This window comes from Paenibacillus litoralis (assembly GCF_046244365.1).
Taxonomy (GTDB): Bacteria; Bacillota; Bacilli; order Paenibacillales; family NBRC-103111; genus Paenibacillus_V.
Window position 1 is genome coordinate 3,749,174 of the sequence record NZ_CP176395.1, and the last position, 20,963, is coordinate 3,770,136.

Sequence of the window (20,963 nt, forward strand, 5' to 3'; positions counted from 1 at the left end):
AAGTCATATTCTATAAGGTCAAGCATATAGATAATGATAGACTGGACAACTTGGAGGCGGCGATCATGCTGGAATCGGTTTGGGCCGTCATGCCCCCGGTGCTTCTGCGAATGCTGCGGCACATGCCGGAGCAGGTGCAGCGGGAACTGGAAGAAATACGGATCCGCGAAAACCGTCCGCTCGAAATCGTTAGCCGCGGCCGCTATGCGTTCTTGACGGAACAAAGTCTGCTGACGCAGGACGCTGCGAGAGGGTATCGTCCCGATCGCGAGGTTTGCGCGACACTCCTCGATCTGTTGACGAATCATTCGCTTTACACATTCGAGGAGGAGCTAAGGCGCGGCTATATCACCATAGCGGGCGGACATCGAGTAGGTTTGGCCGGCAAAACGGTCCTCGAGCATGGCGCCGTCAAGCTGATCCGCGACATAACCGGCTTCAATATCCGTGTGGCGAGGGAAATACGGGGCTGCGGACTGAATGTGCTGCAGCATCTAGCCGACGATACGGGATTCGGCATATCGGTGCATCATACGCTGGTCGTGTCGCCCCCGCAGCACGGCAAAACGACGCTTATCCGCGATCTGGCCAGACTGCTGAGTGCAGGCGAATGGCCGAACCGCACTGCCGGCGGTTTGAAGGTGGGAATCGTCGACGAACGGTCGGAGCTAGCCGCCTGCATACGCGGCGTGCCCCGCTTCGACGTCGGTCCCCGCACCGATGTGCTTGACGGCTGTCCGAAAGCGGAAGGGATGATGATGATGATTCGTTCCATGTCGCCCGATGTGCTCATTGTGGACGAGATTGGCCGGCCAGAAGATGCGGCTTCCGTTCGCGAGGCGCTTCATGCGGGTATCCGGGTCATCGCCAGCGCCCACGGCTTCGATTACGGCGATGTCCGTAAGCGCCCGGTGCTTCGAGAGCTGCTTGCTGACGGTCTGTTCGCTAGAGTGGTTTGCTTGGCCAAAAAGGAAGGGGTTCCCGCAATCGCTGCGATCTACGACGGCGAGGGCCATACGATCGCAGGCTCCGCCGCCCCTCGGCTTGCGCGGGAGGTGAAGGGAGCTTGTTCAAACTAATCGGCGCCGCGTGCATCCTGTTTGCCGGCACGATGCTCGGTTTTTACCAGGCGGGATTGTTTGCCAGACGACCGAAGCAGATTCGTCAGCTGGTACAAGCGCTCAAGCGGCTGGAAACCGAAATCGGGTACGGGTTCATGCCTCTGCCGGACGCGCTCGGCACGGCGGCAAAGCCGCTATCCGCTCCGCTCGCAGCCATGTTTACGAAGGCGGCTTCCCGAATGCGCGATCCCGACGGCCGTCCGGCTGCGGACAGCTGGAAGGAAGCGATAGCGGAGGGCTGGCCGTTTACGGCCATGAAAGCCGGCGAGCTGGAAGTGATGCAGCAGCTGGGCAGCACGCTTGGTGTGTCCGACCGCGAAGACCAGATCAAGCATCTGCGTCTAGCAGTCAGCCATTTGCAGGCAGAGGAAGAGACGGCTCGCGAAGAGCAAAAACGCTACGAAACCATGTGGAAAAGTCTCGGCGTGTTGACCGGAGCGCTTGTGGTCATCTTGATGTACTAAAGCACCGCGGCCGAAGACGGCGGCCGATCGCTTTCCTCTAACCGCTAGTTGTGAGGTGCCGGCAATGAATGTAGATGTGAACGCCATTTTTCAAATCGCGGGTATAGGCATTATCATCGCCATGATTCATTCCGTGTTGAAGCAAATGGGCAAGGAAGATATGGCGCATTGGGTAACGGTAATCGGATTTGTCGTCGTGCTGTTTATGGTCGTCAGCATGTTGAACGAGCTGTTCCGCGAAATCAAAACGATCTTCTTATTCCAGTAGCAAGCATCCAAACTCGTTTTGCGCCGCAAAACGAAGCTTATGCTTCCGAAGTCGTTTTGCAGCAGCAAAACGTGGAGGGAATAAACAATGGACATCATCCAAATCGTGGGGCTCGGCCTGCTGGCAACCGTGCTTGCGCTCGTGCTGAAGGAACAGAAACCGATGTTCGCGTTTCTGCTGACCGCTTTTACGGGCGCCATCATCCTGCTGTTTCTGCTTGGTAAAATCGGGGCCGTCATCCGCGTGCTGGAGGAGCTGGCCGTTAAGTCGCATATCGATATGGTGTTTCTCAAAACGATCTTGAAAATAATCGGAATAGCCTATATCGCCGAATTCGGCGCACAAATCGTACGGGATGCCGGGCAAGAGGCGATCGCGTCCAAGATTGAGCTTTCCGGCAAAATTTTGATCATGGTCATGGCCATCCCGATCATTAAAATCATCGTTGAAACGGTTGTAAAGCTGATGCCCGCCTAGACGCCGCACCCATTATCGTACCAGAAGTCGTGTCAGAGGAGTTGAACCGTCATGCATCAGCCCAAGCATCAGCCGGCCTTACTTGCGAGAATTAGAGGGCCGTCAACAACCTTCCGATTGCCGTTTCGGGCGGCCTTCATCATGACGGCGCTCGCCGTCCTGCTGGTCGGCTGGGTCGCAGGCGTATATGCGGCAGGACCGATCGACAGTATGGTCGGCGAACAGGCTCAGCGGCTGCCTACCGATCAAGTCGAGGCTTATTGGAACAAGCTGATCAGCGATTACGGCGGATTTTTCCCGTCCGGCAGCGTCCCTTCCTTCAAGGAAATGCTTACACCGGGCGGAGGGTTCAGCCTCAAATCGATTGCGAACGGGCTGATGCGCTTTCTGTTCCACGAGGTGCTCGTTAACGGAAGACTGCTCGGGACGATCGTCCTGCTGACCGTATTCAGCATGATTCTGGAAACCGTTCAAAGCGCATTCGAGAAAAAGGCCGTCAGCAAGGTCGCCTACGCGATCATTTACATGGTGCTGATCGTGCTCGCCATCAACAGCTTTACGGTGGCGATCGGTTACGCCAAATCCGCGATCGGCGGGATGATTCAATTCATGGTTGCCGTCGTGCCGCTGCTACTGACGATGCTCGCTTCGATGGGAAACATGACGACCGTAGCGGTGATGCATCCGCTTATCGTGTTCATGGTGCATACGGTCGGAACGCTGATCTACACGGTCGTTTTCCCGCTGCTGTTCTTCTCCACGATGCTTCACATCGTCAGCACGCTGTCGGACAAATACAAAGTCACAAGGCTGGCGAACATGCTGCGGACCGTAGCGGTAGGGCTGCTCGGGTTTTGCGTAACGGTGTTCCTCGGAATCATCTCTGTTCAGGGAACGACGGGAGCGGTAACGGACGGCGTAGCGATCCGGACGGCCAAGTACGTAGCGGGCAATTTCGTGCCGGTTGTCGGACGGATGTTCTCGGACGCGTCGGAGACGGTCGTCGGAGCGTCGCTGCTGGTTAAGAACGCGGTAGGACTTGCAGGGGTAGTCGTCATCATTTTATTGTGCGCCTTCCCCGCGCTTAAAATATTGTCGCTTGCCATCATTTACAACGTGTCGGCGGCGGTGCTGCAGCCTCTTGGCGACAGCCCGATCGGGGGATGCCTGCAAACGATCGGCAAAAACATGATGTACGTTTTCGCTTCTCTAGCCGCCGTCGGATTCATGTTTTTCCTGGCGATCACCATTATGATAACGGTCGGCAACGTATCGGTCATGATGCGGTAAAAGGACGAGACAGGCGCTGGCAGCGCAGTGCCCGTACTACGAAAAGCGAAGAAACGCAAGCTGGGAGGCGGACGAAGGTGGACTGGTTGGGAGGATGGCTGAAGGAGCTTATTCTGATCATCATGCTGGCCGCTTTCGCCGAACTTCTGTTACCGAACAACAACATGCAGAGGTATGCGCGAACCGTCATCGGACTGTTTCTGCTGCTGACGATTTTATCGCCGATACTCGAGTTGTTTCAACGAGGGCTCGATGCCGGCAAGCTGCTTTCGGCGGCGGACGCCTGGCAGCTGGAATCGGCGGCGGTTTCGGGATCTACGGGGGCAGGCGCAAACGGGATGAAACCGGTAGACACCGTCAAGAAAGACGGAGCCAAGCTGCAGAACGCCAATATCGAGCAAGCGAGACGGCTGGTGGAGGCGCAGCTGGCGGAAGGGATCAAAGAGGGGATAGAAGGCAGCCAAGGCACCTCCGTCGATTCGGTTCAGGCGACAGTCAAGGTAGACGAACGGGGCAAGGCATCCCTCGAATCCGTTCGCGTGACGCTCGGGCAGTCGAGCCCCAAGAACGGCGAACGCAGCGGAACCGGAATCGAACCGGTTAAGCCGGTTGAAATCCGGATTGAGCCGAAGGGTAGGACGGTACCCGCACAAGCTCAGCAACAGCCTGCTTCCGGCACCGGGGTGAGCGAATCGACGAGGCGCGCGGTGAGCGAATACATACAGTCCGCTTGGCAGCTCGCACCTGAGCGCATTTCGGTTACGGCAGGCGCCGCAGCCAAATAGGGCCGAAAAGTTGGCTATAGCGACGGGAATAGGAATAGAAACGCAAGCGACGCAAGCGACGATCAAGTTGGGAGGGTATGCCGGTGGCGAAATGGATGGCGCAGTTGGAGGAGTGGCTGGGCGGCGGTCCCGGGGGAACGAAACGGGTGAAGACGTTTCGCTGGCTGCTGCTGATCGGCTTGATCGGCGCAGCGCTCATGCTGTTCAGCTCCTTTGCCATGAAGGAGGTCGATTCCCTCGGCGTAGGAAGGGCATCGCCTCCTAACGATACGCAGCAAACGCTTGCGGCCCAAACGAGTAAGGAAGCCACGGCTTTTAAGGAATACGAGCAAGCGTACGAGTCGCAGCTTCGCGATATTTTGCAGCAAATCGTAGGTGTCGGGGATGTCGAGGTGCTCGTTACGGTCGATTCGACGGAGGAAGTCGCGGTCGAGAAAAACTTGCGGGATACGCAGCAGGTAACGAGCGAAAAAGACGTAAACGGCGCGACGCGCAACATTACGGATGTCACACGCAGCGGAGATACCGTCATGTATTCCAGCTCGGGCAACCAGGCTCCGCTCGTCCAAAAATATATCAAACCGAAAATAAGGGGGGTTCTCATCGTCGCCAAAGGAGCAGAAAACGTAACGGTCAAAAAGCTCATATCCGATGCCGTCGAGCGGGGGCTGGACGTTCCGCCGCACCGAATTTCGATCGTACCGCGCAAGCAGTAAAACAAATTCATTCCCAAATATAAGGAGGAAGTAAACAATGAACTCGAAACGTCAAACAATTTGGTTGGTCTCCATGCTGAGCCTGATGGTCGTCCTGTCCGCGTACTACTTGTTTACCGAAGACCCGAACAAAAAAGATTTGGCAACCGGCGATCTGAAGACGCAGGACATTAAAGTCGGCTTGAATGAAACGACGCCGGGCGATGCCGCTAAAGCGGCTGGCAAAACTACTCCGGCAGCAACAGACGGCACGGATGCGGCAAAATCGTCCGGCACAGCCGCTACGGGCACCAAAGCTACGGATTCCAAAACAGGCGACGCGAAATCGGTCGACGCCAAATCTTCCGCAACCGACTCCAAATCTACCGCAACCGATGCCAAGTCCGGCACGAAGCAAAATACGACGGCCAAAACCGACGAACAAGTCATTCAGCAAATTCAAACGCAAGGCAAGTCCGGCCAAGAATTTATTATTACGGAGCAAATGAAGCGCAACGAGGACTTCAAAAAAAATCTCGAGAGCCTCATTACCGTCATGACCGATCCGAAAAAGAGCAAGGATGAAGTGACCGATGCGACGAACAAATACAATGCGGCGGAGCAACGGGAGCTGAAGCTGACCAACATCGAGGAAACGCTCGGCAAAAACTACGATAACGTCGTGGTTACGCAAGACAATGAAAAATGGAAAGTCGTCGTGCAAGCCGCAAAGATTGAGAAGAGCGAAGGCGCCAGCATCGTAACGCTCGTTATGAACGAATTAAACGTTGGCCCGGAGAAAGTAATCGTTCAAACGATCGCTCAATAACTCCATCGTCACCCAAATGAATGGTTCGCGAAAGAGTCCGGATAATCTGGGCTCTTTCCATTTCATTGGTTTGTGATATAATATCTAACGTCGCTGTGGTGCGGCTTGCTGGACAAGCCGCCCTGCCGGCAGCTTCACAAACCGAGAAGGAGTGAACCGACTCATGTTCAAATTGAGCGAAATCAAAGAGTTGATCAAGCTTGTCGATCAATCTTCCTTACAAGAAGTGGAAATTGAAAGCGAAGGCGCCCGCCTGTTAATCCGCAAACCGAATAAAACCGAATCCGTGATCGTAGCATCGGCTCCGGCGCATCATACATACGCTCCGGTCATTCAACAGCCGGCCGGGCTGCCGCAAGCCGGATCCGCCGTACCTGCGGCACCGGTCGAAGCGCAAGCCAAAGCCGTCGACAGCAACCTGCACAAAATCGTTTCCCCGATGGTCGGCACGTTCTATCAAGCGCCGTCGCCTGACGCGGCTCCGTTCGTATCGGTCGGCAGCTCGGTGAACGAGAAGACGGTCGTCTGCATCGTGGAAGCGATGAAGCTGATGAACCCGCTCGAAGCGGAAGTCAAGGGCGAGATCGTCGAAGTGCTCGTCGAGAACGGGCAGCTGGTCGAATACGGCCAACCGTTGTTCCTCGTAAAAGTGTAGCGTATTCGCGAACCGGAAGGCCGTTTGTTCGGGGCAGAGCGCATAAGTTTATTCAATAGCTATCATCGCAGGATGCCGCGAACGCGAGCCTTCGCCGTATACGTGATTACACGTTCGGTAACGGTGAAGCCGTTTCACCGTTATGGAAATAAGAGCGCCTGAGCGTTTAGGAGGAAATGAACTTGAAGTTTCAAAAAATATTGATCGCGAACCGCGGCGAAATTGCCGTTCGTATCATAAGGGCATGCCGTGAAATGGGCATCTATTCCGTGGCCGTTTATTCGGAGGCCGACCGGGAAGCTCTTCACGTGAAGCTGGCCGACGAAGCTTATTGCATCGGGCCGACTCTTTCCAAGGACAGTTATCTGAACCTGACCAACCTGATGAGCGTCGCGACATTGACCGAAGCGGACGCCATTCATCCCGGCTACGGCTTTCTCGCCGAGAACGCCGACTTCGCTGAAATTTGCGAACGTTGCAACATTACGTTCATCGGACCGTCCCCTGAAGCGATCAGCAAAATGGGCGACAAATCGGTAGCCAAACAGACGATGAAGGATGCCGACGTTCCTGTTATTCCAGGCTCCGACGGCTTGGTCGAGGATTTGGAGGATGCCGTTCGCATCGCCCGGCAAATCGGTTATCCGGTTATCATCAAAGCGACGGCAGGTGGCGGCGGCAGAGGCATTCGCATCGCCGAGAACGAAGAAGAGCTCGTCCAGCAAATCACGACCGCGCAGCAGGAAGCCGAAAAGGCTTTCGGCAATGCGGGCGTTTATCTTGAGAAATATTTGACCGGCATGAAGCATGTGGAAATCCAGATCATCGCCGATAAGCACGGCAACGTCGCTCATCTGGGCGAACGCGATTGCTCCGTTCAACGGAGACGCCAGAAGCTGGTCGAAGAAGCGCCTTGCCCGGTGTTGACGCCGGAAGTCCGCAGCCGGATGGGCGCCGCTGCCGTACGCGCGGCCCAAGCGGTGAATTACTCCGGTGCGGGGACTTTGGAATTTTTGTTGGGACCGGACGGCGAGTTCTATTTCATGGAGATGAACACGCGGATCCAGGTCGAGCATCCGGTAACGGAAATGATAACGGGCGTCGACCTGATCAAGGAAATGATTTGCGTCGCCGAAGGCGCTCCGCTTTCCTTTAGACAGGAAGACGTTACGATCAACGGCTGGGCCATCGAATGCCGGATCAATGCCGAGGATTCGACCCGTAACTTTATGCCGTCACCGGGGCAAATCCAATTTTATTTGCCGCCGGGCGGCTTGGGCGTTCGCGTAGACAGCGCCGCTTACCCGGGCTATACGATTCCGCCGCATTACGACTCCATGATCGCGAAGCTGATCGTATGGGGCAGCACGCGGGACGAAGCGATTTCGCGCATGAAGCGGGCATTGAACGAATTTGCGGTCGAAGGCGTGCATACGACGATTCCGTTCCATTTGAAATTGATGGATCATAATAAATTCCGCAAGGGCGATTTCGATATCAAATTCCTGGAAGAGCATGACGTAAACGATCCCGACTCGTAGAAGCCGGTTTCATTGTCATAATTTCAGGCAAATGGTATAGTTATGAAATAAGAGCTAGTTAAACAAGCTGTTCAAAATTCCGTCTAGGAGGTGCTTTCATGAGTTCGATTGCGGCAGATTACGTAAAAACCGACATGGGCAACATTCAAATTGCTCCTGAAGTGATCGAGGTTATTGCCGGTCTTGCAGCTATTGAAGTGGACGGCGTTGCGGGAATGAGCGGGGGCTTTGCCGGCGGCATCGCCGAATTGCTCGGACGCAAAAACTTGTCCAAAGGCGTGAAAGTCGAGGTCGGGCAGCGGGAAGCCGCGGTTGACGTATCGATCATCGTCGAGTACGGCCACCGTATACCGGAAGTGGCTGGAGCGATCCAGCGCAATGTCAAGCAAGCGATCGAATCGATGACCGGACTTGGCGTGGTCGAAGTGAACGTTCATATTCACGACGTTCATTTTAAAGCTGCGGAGAAACTTGTGGATGAAGAGAACGTATCCCAGCGCGTACGGTAACCGAGTTTAATAAGCAAGGCGAGAACCCCCTGCTTTAGCTTAGGGGGGTTTCTCGTTAAGCAACCATTTTGTTTCAAGGGGACAACGATTGTGGCTAAAATTATCGACAGATTTTTATTGTTTGTTTTCAGCCTCGCCGCTATTGTGGCCGTATGCTTTCTGCTGCTTTCGGCGTTCGCTATCGTTCCTTACGATTGGACAAGCCGGTTTTGGCGGGACGTCTATTTCGAGATCGATACGGCTGTCGTGTTTATCTCCGTTTGTATTGTTGCCTTGCTGATCGGTATCCGCTTGTTCTACATCTCGGTGCGCTCGGGACAAGCGCAGGCGCCGTCGATCGACCAGCGCTCGGATTACGGAGATATCCGCATATCGATGGAAACGGTCGAAAATCTGGCGCTCCGTGCCGCTTCGCGGACTCGGGGCGTGAAGGATCTGCGGGCGCGCGTTCGCGTAAGCGGCGCCGGTTTGGAGATGACGATCCGAACGATCGTAGACGGAGAAGCTTCCATCCCGGCGATTACGGAAGAAATGCAAAGCGCAGTCAAATCCCATGTCGAAGAGATTACGGGCATTCCGGTCGCGTCCGTTTCCGTGTTCGTCGCCAACGTTTCCCAAACGACGCCTACCTTCAAAAGCAGAGTCGAGTAGAGGGGGGCTTTCGCAATGTGGAATGAACTGTGGGAAAAGCACAGGGGCAAATGCATAGGAGCGGCATGCGGCATCTTTTTCGGTTTGATTTACTTGATTTTCGGCTTTTGGGATATGCTGATTTTTGCATTCATCGTGTTTATCGGGTATTATGTGGGGAACAAGCTTGACCGCGGAGAACGGCTGCTCGGCATCGAAGAGCTGTGGCAGTGGCTCACGGAACGGTGGAGAATGTTCAGATAATCCTGTGAAAGGCAACGCACTCTCAAAGCGCTATACTTTCGGGGCTCCTATACTCCGAATCGCTTTTGGAGCGCTGCCGCTCATAGGATTTTTTTAAGAGGCAAGGCGCTAATCTTTGACGCTAAACGAAATCGTCTCCCAAAGCCGGCGAAATCGTTTATGCGCTTGTTCAAAGACGCTTAAACATTAGGGTTGAGGTGGTTGCGGTGAGGCGAAGGCTAGCCAGAGAAATTGCGCTTCAAAGTCTTTATCAAATGCAGATGAATGACGTTTCGTCGAAGGATGCGATCGCGATGGCGATCTTTGAGGCGGAGAACGACAATGAAGCGGAGCTTGAAACCGGGGACGATAAAATTTCTCCCCAGTATGTGCAAGAGCTGGTCGAAGGGGCGGAAGACAACAAAGAAACGATCGACGTGCTCCTGGCCGAATATTTGAAGGGCTGGAAAATCGACCGTTTGTCCAAGGTCGACCGGGAAGTGCTGCGGCTTGCAGCCTACGAAATGATTTACCGCAACGACGTGCCGCCGAAGGTCGTCGTCAACGAAGCGATCGAGCTTGCGAAGCATTTCGGAACGGAAGAGTCGGGCAAGTTCGTCAACGGCGTGCTCGGCAAAATGATCAAGGAACTTGATTCCATCAAGGCCAAGCAATAGAAGCGCATTCGCAGAACACTAAGTCCAACGAAACGTATCATTCCAAAGCGGGAGGCATTACTTTATGTCGGCAACAATCATAAACGGTAAAGAAATCGTCGGTTCCGTCCGCGAACAGATCAAGTCGGAAGTCAGCGCGCTTAAGGAACAGGGCTGTCAGCCGGGCCTGGCGGTCGTGCTCGTTGGCGAAGATCCGGCATCCGCCGTATACGTGCGCAATAAAGCTAAGTCTTGCGATGAAGTCGGCATTTATTCGGAGGTGTACCGCCTGCCGGCCGAGACGCCTCAGCAGGAGCTGCTTGAGCTGATCGGCAAATTGAACAACGATTCCAAAATCAACGGCATTCTGGTCCAATTGCCTCTGCCGAAGCATATTGACGAGGACACCGTCATCGATGCGATTGACGTCCATAAGGATGTCGATTGCTTTCACCCGGTCAATGTCGGCAATTTGATGATCGGGAAGAAAAGCTTCTTGCCGTGTACGCCGTCCGGCGTTATCGAAGTGCTCAAGCGTACGGGTGTGGAAATTGCCGGCAAGCATGCCGTCGTCATCGGACGGAGCAATATCGTTGGGAAACCGATGGCCATGCTGCTGCTGCGCGAGAACGCCACGGTAACGGTTTGTCATTCAAGAACCGCGAATATGGAAGAAATGGCGAAGCAAGCCGACATTCTCGTCGTAGCGATCGGCCGGGGCAAAATGATCAACCGAAATTATGTCAAACCGGGTGCCGTCGTCATCGATGTCGGAATGAACCGGATGCCGGACGGCAAGCTTGCCGGAGACGTCGATTTCGATGACGTCCTTGAAGTGGCGGGCGCGGTTACGCCCGTTCCGGGCTGCGTAGGTCCGATGACGATCACGATGCTCCTGCAAAATACGCTCGAAGCGGCGCGCCGCGCTCACGCCGGACAGGCCGAGCCGCAGCAAGCGTCCGCGCAGCAATAGCGGAGCCGTACGTATGAGCCAGCCGCGCATTTTAACGATCAAGGATTTAAACCGATATATTAAGGGTCTGCTTGAAGACGACGATGTGCTGGCTGACGTTTGGGTTCGGGGGGAGATCTCGAACTTTACCCATCATTCGAGCGGCCATATGTACTTTACGCTTAAGGATAAAGACAGCCGCGTCAAATGCATCATGTTCGCCTCCTATAACCAGCGGTTGCCCTTCATACCGAAGGAAGGGACACGGGTTATCGCTCGGGGGAACATTTCGGTTTACGAGCGGGACGGGCAGTACCAATTCTACGTCACGCAGATGCAGCCGGACGGTATCGGCAGCTTGTATTTGGCCTACGAGCAGCTGAAGAAGAAGCTCGAGGCGGAAGGGCTGTTCTCGCCGCTGGTCAAGAAGACGATCCCGCGCTTTCCTCGCGCTATTGGCGTCATTACTTCGCCTACCGGCGCAGCGGTCCGGGATATCATCACAACGCTTCAAAGACGCTATCCGGCCGTACCGATTCTGCTTCATCCCGTCTTGGTACAGGGTGTGCAGGCTGCGCCCTCCATCGTGCGGGCAATCCAGACGATGAACGAACGGCAAGAGGTAGACGTTCTGATCGTCGGCCGCGGCGGCGGATCGCTGGAAGAGCTTTGGGCGTTTAACGAAGAAATCGTTGCTAGATGCATTTATCAATCGGTCATCCCCATTATTTCTGCGGTCGGACATGAAACGGATTTTACGATTGCCGATTTCGTCGCGGATTTGCGTGCGGCTACGCCTACGGCAGCGGCCGAATTGGCCGTGCCGCATCACCTGGAGCTGAAGCAGGAGCTTCATCATTATTCGCAGCGTCTGCATGGCGGTCTCATGAAGTTGGTGCAATCGAGCCGCGAGCATCTTGCCAGATTGAACCGTTCGACTGCTTTGCAGCAGCCGCGCAAGCAGCTGAGGCAGCCGGCGGAGCGTCTGGACCGTTTGAACGAGCAGCTGCATTTTCGAATGCAAGCCAAGCTTGGGCAAGCCGATCAGAGGAAGATGCGGCTCGAACAGCGTCTCTCGGGCTTTAACCCGGCCAATCAGGTCGTCGCCGCACGCGAGAAAGAAACGGCAGCGCGCCGGAGGCTCCAATTGGCGATGCAAAACGTCCTTAAAGAAGCGAAATCGCGTTATGGCGGTCAGCTTAGACAACTGGATGCACTAAGCCCGCTCAAAGTCATGCAGCGCGGTTATGGTCTCGTCTATGACGACAAGGAGAAACGGCTGATCCGCTCCGTAAAGCAGCTGCAGCTCGGGGATGTCGTGAAAATCAGGTTGTCCGACGGGATAGCGGGTTGTCAGGTTTGGTCCATGGAGGAGAAAAACGGATGATACAAGAAGAGGCGAAGCTCACTTTCGAGGAAGCAATGGAGAAGCTGGAGGAAATCGTACTCCGTTTGGAAAACGGGGACGTGCCGTTGGAACAAGCGATCGGTCTTTTTCAAGAGGGGATGACGTTGTCCCAATTGTGCGGCCAGAAGCTGGAGCAGGTCGAACGCAAAATCGAAATGCTCGTCGAAGAGAACGGTGCGCTGAAGAAAAAGCCTTTTCTTGCGGAAGGCACGGGACAGGAATAACGAACAATGCCGTATCACGATGGGTGATACGGCATTTTTTCGCAAATCTCAGAAAGTATAAGCTCCGCTGATTGTTCGATTTCTCGGTAACGTCTGGCCTCAAAGACGCCGAATGGCGTTTATCCTAGTTGCACCTGTGAGGCTTGAATTCGTAAATTAGGAATTTCGAACAACAGGTTCGCCGCGAGCTCGAAAATCCTGTATAATCGTTCTTGCGACTGTCGTTACTTGCAGCAGCGAAGCCGTTTATCGGTTAACGAAGTCCGTAATTCATTGGATTGTTATAACGCAGGACATTTTTGTGGAGGACCGGTATCAGGAAGGAGAAATCGATGACAGGGTGGTTTGAACAAGCAACTCATGAGTTAATGAATCTCGATATGGCTCAAGTCGAGCAATGGCTTTTGGACTACGCCTCGCTAGGGCCGCTGCCCGGCATTATCCTCCCGCTGTCGGAGGCTATCCTCTCGTTTTTGCCGTTATTCGTCATCATAATCGGCAATGCGTCCGCATACGGGTTATGGTTGGGCTTCCTATACTCCTGGATCGGCACAAGTCTTGGCGCCTTGCTGGTGTTTTGGCTTGCCCGCAGATTCGGGAAAAGATTCAGCATAGTCATCGTAAGGAAATTCCCGAAAACCGAGCGGCTTTTCAAATGGTCGGAGCGCAAAGGGTTTACGCCTCTTTTTCTGCTGTACTGCTTCCCGTTTATCCCTTCGCTCTTGGTCAATATCGCCTCGGGCATGAGCGCCGTTTCGTTCAAAACATTCCTGGCGGCTCTTCTGATGGGCAAGGCAGTCATGGTGTTCGTGATATCGTTCGTCGGGCACGACTGGCAAGCGTTTATTTCGCAGCCTTGGCGTATCGCTGTTCTAGTGGTAATGCTCTTTCTATTGTGGTTTGCCGGAAAAAAACTGGAAAAACGTTTTCAGCTGGAAATGTAAACGGCCAGAATCATGCGGAATGTTCGCTGCTGCAGCGGACGTTCTTTTTTTTGGATGAAAGGACTATCGAATTTTGCGACCATGCACGTTTTCGTACGTATTTAGGTAAACTAGGCTATATTATGCAGCTGCTTAAGGAGGACAATCATGATTCGACAAGCGGGAATTCAAGATGCCGAGCAGGTGATTCCTTTGCTTCACAGCGCGATCGGCTCTATTGCCTGTTCGCTGGCGGGAACGATGGATGAACCGGAAGCTCTTCACATATTGAAGGAGTTTTATAAACAGCCGGGCAACCGGATCAGCTACGAAAATGTTATTGTCGACGAGCGGGACGGCCGCATAGCGGGTATGCTCGTGGCCTACCACGGCAGCGAAGCGGAATCGTTGGACCAGCCCTTTTTGGAAAGAATCAGGCGTGTTAAAGGGATTGCAAACTATACGATCGAGAAAGAATCCCGGGTAGAAGACTATTATCTGGACGCGGTTGCCGTTCATGAGGATTACCAGGGCAAAGGCATCGCGAAAATGCTGATGAAGGCGTTCGAAGCCAAAGCGGAAGCGCTCGGCTATCCGACCGTAGGCTTGATTGTCGAGGAGCATAACGAACGCGCTCACGCCATTTATGTGAAACAAGGCTACCGGACGGAGGGAGAATTGACCGTTTACGGACACCGCTACTTGCGGATGACCAAACCGACCGGAGGCGGCAGCCGCTAGGGGTTCCGGCCCTTAGAAACAGGTTGGCAGGCGGGCCTCGGCTTTGACAATACGCCATCCGCTGTTTATACTATCCGTGACGGAACAAATTTTCGACAAAAATTTCTATGAACGCCCGTAAACGTGCAGCGGGACAGTGACGAACGGAAGGCGAAAGGTGAGCGTATTGAAGGAAACAGTAACGATTCAGCAGATAGTTGCGGAGAAAGCGAAGCAGGTGGAAGCCGCGCTTGACAAGACGCTGCCTTTGCAATGGGATGTTCCCGCTAAGCTGAGGGAATCGATGCAATATTCATTAATGGCGGGTGGCAAACGATTGCGTCCCGTTTTTGTGCTGCTTGCGGCCGAAGCGCTCGGCGGTTCGGAAAGAGCGGCTATGCCTGCGGCTTGCGCAATCGAGATGATTCATACGTATTCTCTCGTTCATGATGATTTGCCGGCAATGGATAATGACGACTACCGACGGGGAAAACTAACCAATCATAAAATATACGGCGATGCGATGGCGATTTTAGCCGGCGATGCGCTTCTGACGCATGCTTTCCATGTTGTAGCGGATGCAGGTCGGCAAGGGCTGCTGACGCCGGAGCGGGCGCTCTCGATCGTTGCCGAGCTCTCGCAGCTTGCGGGGGCTTCCGGGATGGTCGGAGGCCAAGCGGCGGACGTTCTGGGAGAGCAGGGGATCACGAGCCGCGAGGAGCTCGATTACATCCACCGGCACAAAACGGGCGATTTGATCGTATTTTCGCTGCGCGCCGGAGGCTGGGCTGCAGGGGCTACGGAAGCCCAGCTTGACGCATTGACCCGCTTCGGCTATGCGATCGGGCTCGCTTTTCAGATTCAGGACGATATTCTGGATGTCGAGGGCGACGAGAAGAAGCTGGGCAAAGCGGTCAACAGCGACGAGAAGCAGCAAAAAGTGACTTATCCGTACTTGATCGGCATGGAAGCGTCCAAGCAAAAGGTTCGCGATCTGACGGAAGCGGCGAAGGCCGCTCTGGCAAGCGGACTGATTCCTTACCCGGAAAATCTGATGGAACTCGCCGATTATTTAGTCAAAAGAGACCATTAATTTCCAAAATTCAGCAATTTCGTTGAGCCGCTTCTGCTACCTGTGATATAATGGGGGGGCGAATGAGCGAGTGGCGCAGTATTCTAGTCAGGCTACCATCTTGAAGGCGGGCCTAAAAATTCGTCAAAGGGCACATCGATGAAGTTCCTGGTGTTGGCTTTCGACGCCCAGTCGGGGGTTGATGCTGGGAGTTAAGGTTGAAGGGCGATCCACAATGGCATGTGGGCGTTGACCCTGCTTCCGCGGAGGCCCAAGTTCGTGGCTTTTGTGCCACCGTGCACCCGGTTACGGCTTGGGGTATGAACCTGCAAAGGCGAGTCTCACCTGTATGAAGGACTTATCTTATTCGTCCGTTATGCTAAAACGACTTGTGTGCAGCGTAGCCTGCCTTGAGTGAGTCAGAGGGGATTGTAGATGGTAGGCGCCCGTTTTTTCGGCCAAAAAGACCGGCGTTGGATGCTATATGAAATCTGGCTTGCAAAAGAGGCTAAGGGATGGTTTAAGGGCTGTCAGAGGAAAACTCCTAGACTGTTCACGATGTGAGGCTTCCTGGGGATTATAGTGTGGACTAAGTGGTAATCCAGTCTGATGTCCGGAGACGGCAACAAGACGAGCGTAAAGGGAAACCGCCCTTCCGGCGACGCTAGGGTGTCTCGTCTGGGAAAACCTACTGGACCTAAGCCACAGCGTTTACTCAGGAAGCTGCCACTCCAAATTTGTGAGAAGCGTGCAGAAGAGGCAGGTTGAATAAGCCGCTAACTCGCCGCCTCATGAGGAGCGATCAGGCGACAAATGAAATTTTCAATCCGCAACTCCATTCGATGGAGTATTTTTATATCGATTGTAACCTTTATTCTTGCCTGTATATTTACGGTCGCATCCACGATGATTTTGGAAGGCGTTTCATGGGGAATCGGGATGCTCATTGTGATCGTACTGGTATTTACCGGCATTTTCTTCGATATTATGGGGTTGTCGGCAGCCGCCGCCAACGAAGTGCCGTTTCACGGCATGGCCTCGGAGAAAGTATCGGGATCGCGCCATGCGATATTCATCGTACGGAATGCGGACCGCTTTTCTAACTTCTGTAACGACGTCGTCGGCGACGTTGCAAGCGTCATAAGCGGAGCGGCGAGCGCCGCCGTAGTCATCAAGCTGATGAGCTCGTTCGGTGACGGGAATGAAGTGATGCGAACGGTCGTCAGCGTCGTGTTTACCGCAGTCGTTTCGGCGCTGACGGTAGGCGGCAAGGCGATGGGCAAGTCGTTCGCCATTCATTATTCCACGGATATCGTACTTTTTATCGGTAAATTGTTTTATGTGCTGGAACATCGGCTGAAGATCAGGATTTTCACGCCCAAGCGCAAACAGAAAACAAACACGAAGCGAGGGAACAAGCGTGCTAGAACGAATCAATCAGCCTGAAGACATCAAACAGTTATCGGTGGATGAGCTTCTCGTCGTTGCTGAAGAAATCCGTCGTTTTATGATCGAAAAGCTGTCGGTAACCGGCGGCCACCTCTCCTCCAATCTCGGAGTCGTAGAGCTGACCCTGGTACTGCATTATTTATACAACAGTCCGAAGGACAAATTTATTTTCGACGTCGGCCACCAGTCGTATGTACATAAGATTTTGACTGGTCGCAAGCATATGTTCGATACGCTTCGCAAATACAAAGGCATGTGCGGCTTCATCAAGAAAGCCGAAAGCCCGCATGACGTTTGGGAAGCGGGACACAGCAGCACATCGCTGTCCGCTGCCATGGGCATGGCGATGGCGCGCGATTTCAAGGGCGAGAACAATAAGGTAATCGCTCTGATCGGGGACGGCTCGCTTACGGGCGGCATGGCGCTGGAAGCGCTGAATCATATCGGTCACGAAAAGCGCAATTTGACCGTGGTGCTCAACGACAACGAAATGTCGATTGCGCCCAACGTCGGAGCGCTCCACAATTATTTGAGCAAGATCCGTTCCGATAAGCACTATAAGAAAGTGAAGGAAGAAGTCGAACATCTGCTGAAGAAAATACCTGCAATCGGCGGCACGCTTGCCAAGACGGCGGAGCGGGTCAAGGATAGCATGAAATATTTGCTCGTATCCGGCATGCTTTTCGAGGAATTCGGCTTGACGTACTTCGGACCGGTCGACGGCCATAATATTCCCGTTCTGTTGGATACATTCCGGCAAGCGGATAAAGTCGAGGGACCCGTGCTCATTCATGTCGTAACGACAAAGGGCAAGGGCTACACGCCTGCGGAAGCGGATTCGTTCGCCTGGCATGGAGCAAGTCCTTATAAAATCGAATCCGGCCAGATGGTCAAATCCGCGGGCCTGCCTCAGTATACCGAGGTGTTCGGCGATACGCTAATCGAACTGGCCAAACGCGATCCGCGCATCGTCGCGGTAACGCCGGCCATGCCCGGCGGTTCGGGCCTGCTGAAATTCGCCAAGGAGTTCCCCGGTAAAATGATCGATGTCGGTATCGCCGAGCAGCATGCGGCGACTCTGTGCGGAGCGCTTGCCGGCGAAGGCATGAAGCCTGTGTTCGCAGTCTACTCCACCTTCCTGCAGCGCGCTTACGACCAGGTCGTGCACGATATATGCCGCCAGAACTTGAACGTAGCGTTCGCGATCGATCGTGCCGGCTTTGTCGGCGCAGACGGCGAAACGCATCAGGGCGTATACGATATCGCTTTCCTTCGCAGCTTGCCCAACATCGTCGTCATGATGCCGAAGGACGAGAACGAAATGCGCAACATGATGAAAACGGCGTTCGACTATAACGACGGTCCGATCGCATTCCGATACCCGCGCGTAACGGTCAGGGGCGTCGATATCGATGCGGAAATGAAGCCGATTCCGATCGGATCCTGGGACGTTGTCCGCGAAGGTGACGGCGTTGCCCTTCTGGCAATCGGCCCGATGGTCGAGCTTGCCGAGCGGGCGGCCGATGCGCTAGCCACTCAAGGAGTCAAAGCGGAGGTCATCAATGCGCGCTTCGTGAAGCCGTTCGATACGGAAATGCTGCAGCGTTTGGCACAGCAAGGCAAAAGTATCGTGGTCATCGAAGAAGGCGCCGTCCTGGGCGGTCTTGGCAGTGCGGTGCTGGAATACTACTCGCTGAATCAAATCGACGGCATGCAGATTCGGATCATGGGCGTGCCGGATTATTTCGTCGAGCATGGAAGCTTTAAGGAACAGAGAGCGGAAGTCGGCTTGACGATTGAGAACATCGCCGCTCAGGCGCTATCGCTTATGCCGCGTAAACGGCAGCGCGCATAGATCGATCCCCACAAAGTGAAGGGATGGCTCCTAAGCTTATTCCTATTACTTTGCGGGGAGCCCCGAAATACAATTTCAAAAAATGATGTACAGCGATGAAGCCTACTTTGAGTGGTCAGGATTGGAGCCAATATGGCAGCGGATAAAGAACGTGTTGATATATTGCTCTTGGAGCAAGGTTATTTTGAAAGCAGGGAAAAAGCGAGGGCTGCGATTATGGCAGGCCTTGTTTTTGCTGCGGAGGAACGCGTTGAGAAGGCGGGGACGAAAATACCGAGAGCTACGCAGCTTTCCGTCAAGGGAGCGGTCCATCCTTATGTGAGCCGGGGAGGCTTGAAGCTGGAAAAGGCGATTCGCCAGTTCGAGATCCCGCTCCAAGGGCGGGTGATGATGGATATCGGGGCATCAACCGGCGGTTTTACGGACTGCGCTTTGCAGAACGGCGCTTCGTTAGTCTATGCGATCGATGTCGGCTACAATCAGCTAGACTGGTCGCTTCGCAGCGATTCCCGGGTCCGTGTCATGGAACGGACTAATTTTCGGTATATGGAGCCTGCGGACTTGGACGGGCCCCGACCGGATTTCGCCACCATCGACGTATCGTTCATATCCTTGAAACTCATTTTACCTCCTCTTGCAGCTATACTGGCAGGGAACGGCAGCGTTATGGCGCTGATCAAGCCGCAATTCGAAGCCGGCCGCGAAAAAGTGGGGAAAACCGGCGTCGTGCGGGATTCCGCCGTACACCGCGAAGTGCTTGAAACCGTGCTTTCCTTTGCGGCAGGCATCGGCTTTCAGTTGGAGGGTTTAACCTTCTCTCCGATTACGGGAGGGGAAGGGAATATTGAATTTCTTGCCTACTGGAAGGCCGCCGCGGATTTGCCGGTTGCCGAAGCGCATACAGAGGGCTTGGATTCGTCGCTAAAGAAGCGTATCGATGATGTGGTGAAGGAAGCATCCGCTCGTTTTGCTTCCAGCGCTTCTTAGCGAACAACAGGGGAAGTAAGCAACTCACCTGGACGACTAAAGCCGTTGCGCTGTCGAATGGCAGCCGTACGACCTTGTCGCACAGGTGTTTTTTATTGAAACGAGAGGAATTCCAAGGAAACGCCGCGAAAATAATTAGCATACGCAGTGCGTTCTGCGGAAACGCTATGCCGACGAATTTTGAAGCGCGCTCTCAATGGAAACGTTATGCCAACGCTTAGGAGGTGTTCTCATGCAGCAAGGAGATACATTCGTGCTAACGCTTGTTGTAATCGTCCTCATCGTCTGGCTGTGGATCGCATTCCGCCGCTGGCTGCAGCTTCCCTCTCAAAGAAATGAAGAATGGCGCGTCGAGCCCGATGAAGAAATACCGGTAACGGAAGCCGTCGAGCTGCTCGAGAATTCCGGTTATGAGGTGATGACCCAGAAGCGAAGAGTGCAGATGCGGATTGTCGTCGACGGCTCCGAAGAATACGCAAGCCGTCTCCTGATCGATCATTTCGTCCGAAACGAGGACGGCATCTACATTGTGAAAGTCATGAAGGAAGACAAGCCGCTCGACTGGAGCGGCAGCGGGCTGCGGGACGAGCTGCTAGCCTATCATCTCCTCTACCCGGAAGCCGAGGGCATCCTTGTAGTGGATATTGAAGAGCAATCGGTTCATCACATACAATTTCACATGTTGGGAGAATCCGAATGAAGGGTCAACGGCATATCAAAATACGCGAAATATTAACGACGCAGGAAATTGAAACGCAGGACGATCTGGTGGACGCCCTGAGAGCCGCCGGCTTTCAAGTGACGCAGGCAACCGTTTCGCGCGATATTAAAGAGCTCCATCTGATCAAAACGCCGCTTGACGACGGACGCTACAAATACGCGCTTCCGCCGGAGCAGCGATACAATCCGGTTCAGCGGCTAAAAAGGGCGCTGAGCGATCATTTTATCAGCATCGATTATACGGACAATCTTGTCGTTATGAAATGCATGCCGGGTACGGCTAACGCAATCGGAGCGCTTCTGGACAATTTGGACTGGCCGGAGCTGATGGGGACGATATGCGGCGACGATACGATTCTGCTTATTTGCCGGAGTAAAGAGCAAAGCGGCCGCATCGTCAACCAAATAACGGGCATGATCTCGTAAAGCGTTTCGTTGGCCCGCAAAGCATTGGAAGTATGCCAATCCTTTACTTATTTTGCGGGAAAAC

The 20,963-nt window shown here is 54.1% G+C and carries 25 protein-coding genes; all 25 read left to right on the forward strand.

Features of this window, described 5'->3' with window-relative positions:
- The first annotated feature begins 65 nt into the window (after window positions 1–65).
- A complete protein-coding gene (spoIIIAA, locus tag ACKGJP_RS15065) occupies window positions 66–1,079 on the forward strand; it encodes a stage III sporulation protein AA (protein ID WP_409346437.1) in 1,014 nt (337 codons plus the stop codon).
- Complete coding sequence (gene spoIIIAB, locus ACKGJP_RS15070) at window positions 1,067–1,585, forward strand: stage III sporulation protein SpoIIIAB (protein WP_409346438.1); 519 nt, start codon at window positions 1,067–1,069, stop codon at window positions 1,583–1,585. Before spoIIIAA ends, spoIIIAB begins: the two co-directional genes overlap by 13 nt.
- A gap of 64 nt (window positions 1,586–1,649) precedes the next feature.
- Window positions 1,650–1,853 carry a stage III sporulation protein AC gene (gene spoIIIAC, locus ACKGJP_RS15075; RefSeq protein ID WP_113033851.1) on the forward strand — a complete coding sequence of 68 codons (204 nt, stop codon included), beginning with the start codon at window positions 1,650–1,652 and terminating at the stop codon, window positions 1,851–1,853.
- 87 nt (window positions 1,854–1,940) lie between these two features.
- Window positions 1,941–2,330: a stage III sporulation protein AD gene (gene spoIIIAD / locus ACKGJP_RS15080; RefSeq protein WP_409346439.1), complete on the forward strand. Its 390-nt coding sequence runs from the start codon at window positions 1,941–1,943 to the stop codon at window positions 2,328–2,330.
- Between the two features lie 141 nt (window positions 2,331–2,471).
- Entirely contained in the window at window positions 2,472–3,620 is a 1,149-nt protein-coding gene (gene spoIIIAE, locus ACKGJP_RS15085) for a stage III sporulation protein AE (protein WP_409347170.1), read from the forward strand.
- 77 nt (window positions 3,621–3,697) lie between these two features.
- Entirely contained in the window at window positions 3,698–4,405 is a 708-nt protein-coding gene (gene spoIIIAF / locus ACKGJP_RS15090) for a stage III sporulation protein AF (RefSeq protein ID WP_409346440.1), read from the forward strand.
- Window positions 4,406–4,488: 83 nt separating this feature from the next.
- Window positions 4,489–5,121, forward strand: coding sequence for a stage III sporulation protein AG (gene spoIIIAG / locus ACKGJP_RS15095; RefSeq protein WP_409346441.1), 633 nt, complete (start codon window positions 4,489–4,491; stop codon window positions 5,119–5,121).
- Between the two features lie 37 nt (window positions 5,122–5,158).
- The gene (locus ACKGJP_RS15100) at window positions 5,159–5,929 is read left to right on the forward strand and encodes a SpoIIIAH-like family protein (RefSeq protein WP_409346442.1); all 771 of its coding nucleotides are present in this window, start codon (window positions 5,159–5,161) and stop codon (window positions 5,927–5,929) included.
- A 163-nt stretch (window positions 5,930–6,092) separates the two neighbouring features.
- Window positions 6,093–6,584, forward strand: a complete 492-nt coding sequence (accB, locus tag ACKGJP_RS15105) for an acetyl-CoA carboxylase biotin carboxyl carrier protein (protein WP_409346443.1) — start codon at window positions 6,093–6,095, stop codon at window positions 6,582–6,584.
- A 182-nt stretch (window positions 6,585–6,766) separates the two neighbouring features.
- Entirely contained in the window at window positions 6,767–8,125 is a 1,359-nt protein-coding gene (accC, locus tag ACKGJP_RS15110) for an acetyl-CoA carboxylase biotin carboxylase subunit (RefSeq protein WP_409346444.1), read from the forward strand.
- 98 nt (window positions 8,126–8,223) lie between these two features.
- Complete coding sequence (locus ACKGJP_RS15115) at window positions 8,224–8,634, forward strand: Asp23/Gls24 family envelope stress response protein (protein ID WP_409346445.1); 411 nt, start codon at window positions 8,224–8,226, stop codon at window positions 8,632–8,634.
- 90 nt (window positions 8,635–8,724) lie between these two features.
- Window positions 8,725–9,285: an alkaline shock response membrane anchor protein AmaP gene (gene amaP / locus ACKGJP_RS15120; protein ID WP_409346446.1), complete on the forward strand. Its 561-nt coding sequence runs from the start codon at window positions 8,725–8,727 to the stop codon at window positions 9,283–9,285.
- A 15-nt stretch (window positions 9,286–9,300) separates the two neighbouring features.
- The gene (locus ACKGJP_RS15125; protein ID WP_409346447.1) at window positions 9,301–9,528 is read left to right on the forward strand and encodes a DUF2273 domain-containing protein; all 228 of its coding nucleotides are present in this window, start codon (window positions 9,301–9,303) and stop codon (window positions 9,526–9,528) included.
- Between the two features lie 206 nt (window positions 9,529–9,734).
- On the forward strand, window positions 9,735–10,184 hold the full coding sequence (gene nusB / locus ACKGJP_RS15130; protein ID WP_409346448.1) for a transcription antitermination factor NusB: 450 nt from the start codon (window positions 9,735–9,737) through the stop codon (window positions 10,182–10,184).
- Window positions 10,185–10,248: 64 nt separating this feature from the next.
- Entirely contained in the window at window positions 10,249–11,136 is an 888-nt protein-coding gene (gene folD / locus ACKGJP_RS15135) for a bifunctional methylenetetrahydrofolate dehydrogenase/methenyltetrahydrofolate cyclohydrolase FolD (RefSeq protein ID WP_409346449.1), read from the forward strand.
- A gap of 13 nt (window positions 11,137–11,149) precedes the next feature.
- Window positions 11,150–12,502, forward strand: coding sequence for an exodeoxyribonuclease VII large subunit (gene xseA, locus ACKGJP_RS15140; RefSeq protein WP_409346450.1), 1,353 nt, complete (start codon window positions 11,150–11,152; stop codon window positions 12,500–12,502).
- Window positions 12,499–12,747, forward strand: coding sequence for an exodeoxyribonuclease VII small subunit (xseB, locus tag ACKGJP_RS15145; protein WP_409346451.1), 249 nt, complete (start codon window positions 12,499–12,501; stop codon window positions 12,745–12,747). The genes xseA and xseB overlap by 4 nt, the downstream gene beginning before the upstream one ends.
- 332 nt (window positions 12,748–13,079) lie before the next feature.
- A complete protein-coding gene (locus ACKGJP_RS15150) occupies window positions 13,080–13,691 on the forward strand; it encodes a TVP38/TMEM64 family protein (protein ID WP_409346452.1) in 612 nt (203 codons plus the stop codon).
- 147 nt (window positions 13,692–13,838) lie between these two features.
- Window positions 13,839–14,411, forward strand: a complete 573-nt coding sequence (locus ACKGJP_RS15155; RefSeq protein WP_409346453.1) for a GNAT family N-acetyltransferase — start codon at window positions 13,839–13,841, stop codon at window positions 14,409–14,411.
- 166 nt (window positions 14,412–14,577) lie between these two features.
- Window positions 14,578–15,483 carry a polyprenyl synthetase family protein gene (locus ACKGJP_RS15160; protein WP_409347171.1) on the forward strand — a complete coding sequence of 302 codons (906 nt, stop codon included), beginning with the start codon at window positions 14,578–14,580 and terminating at the stop codon, window positions 15,481–15,483.
- Between the two features lie 792 nt (window positions 15,484–16,275).
- Entirely contained in the window at window positions 16,276–16,908 is a 633-nt protein-coding gene (locus ACKGJP_RS15165) for a hypothetical protein (RefSeq protein ID WP_409346454.1), read from the forward strand.
- Entirely contained in the window at window positions 16,883–18,766 is a 1,884-nt protein-coding gene (gene dxs, locus ACKGJP_RS15170) for a 1-deoxy-D-xylulose-5-phosphate synthase (RefSeq protein ID WP_409346455.1), read from the forward strand. The genes ACKGJP_RS15165 and dxs overlap by 26 nt, the downstream gene beginning before the upstream one ends.
- Window positions 18,767–18,898: 132 nt before the next feature.
- Window positions 18,899–19,753 (forward strand): TlyA family RNA methyltransferase, encoded by an 855-nt coding sequence (locus ACKGJP_RS15175; protein ID WP_409346456.1) that lies wholly within the window; start codon window positions 18,899–18,901, stop codon window positions 19,751–19,753.
- Window positions 19,754–19,985: 232 nt separating this feature from the next.
- The gene (locus ACKGJP_RS15180) at window positions 19,986–20,453 is read left to right on the forward strand and encodes a hypothetical protein (protein WP_409346457.1); all 468 of its coding nucleotides are present in this window, start codon (window positions 19,986–19,988) and stop codon (window positions 20,451–20,453) included.
- Entirely contained in the window at window positions 20,450–20,899 is a 450-nt protein-coding gene (gene ahrC, locus ACKGJP_RS15185; RefSeq protein WP_409346458.1) for a transcriptional regulator AhrC/ArgR, read from the forward strand. The genes ACKGJP_RS15180 and ahrC overlap by 4 nt, the downstream gene beginning before the upstream one ends.
- Window positions 20,900–20,963: the final 64 nt, after the last annotated feature.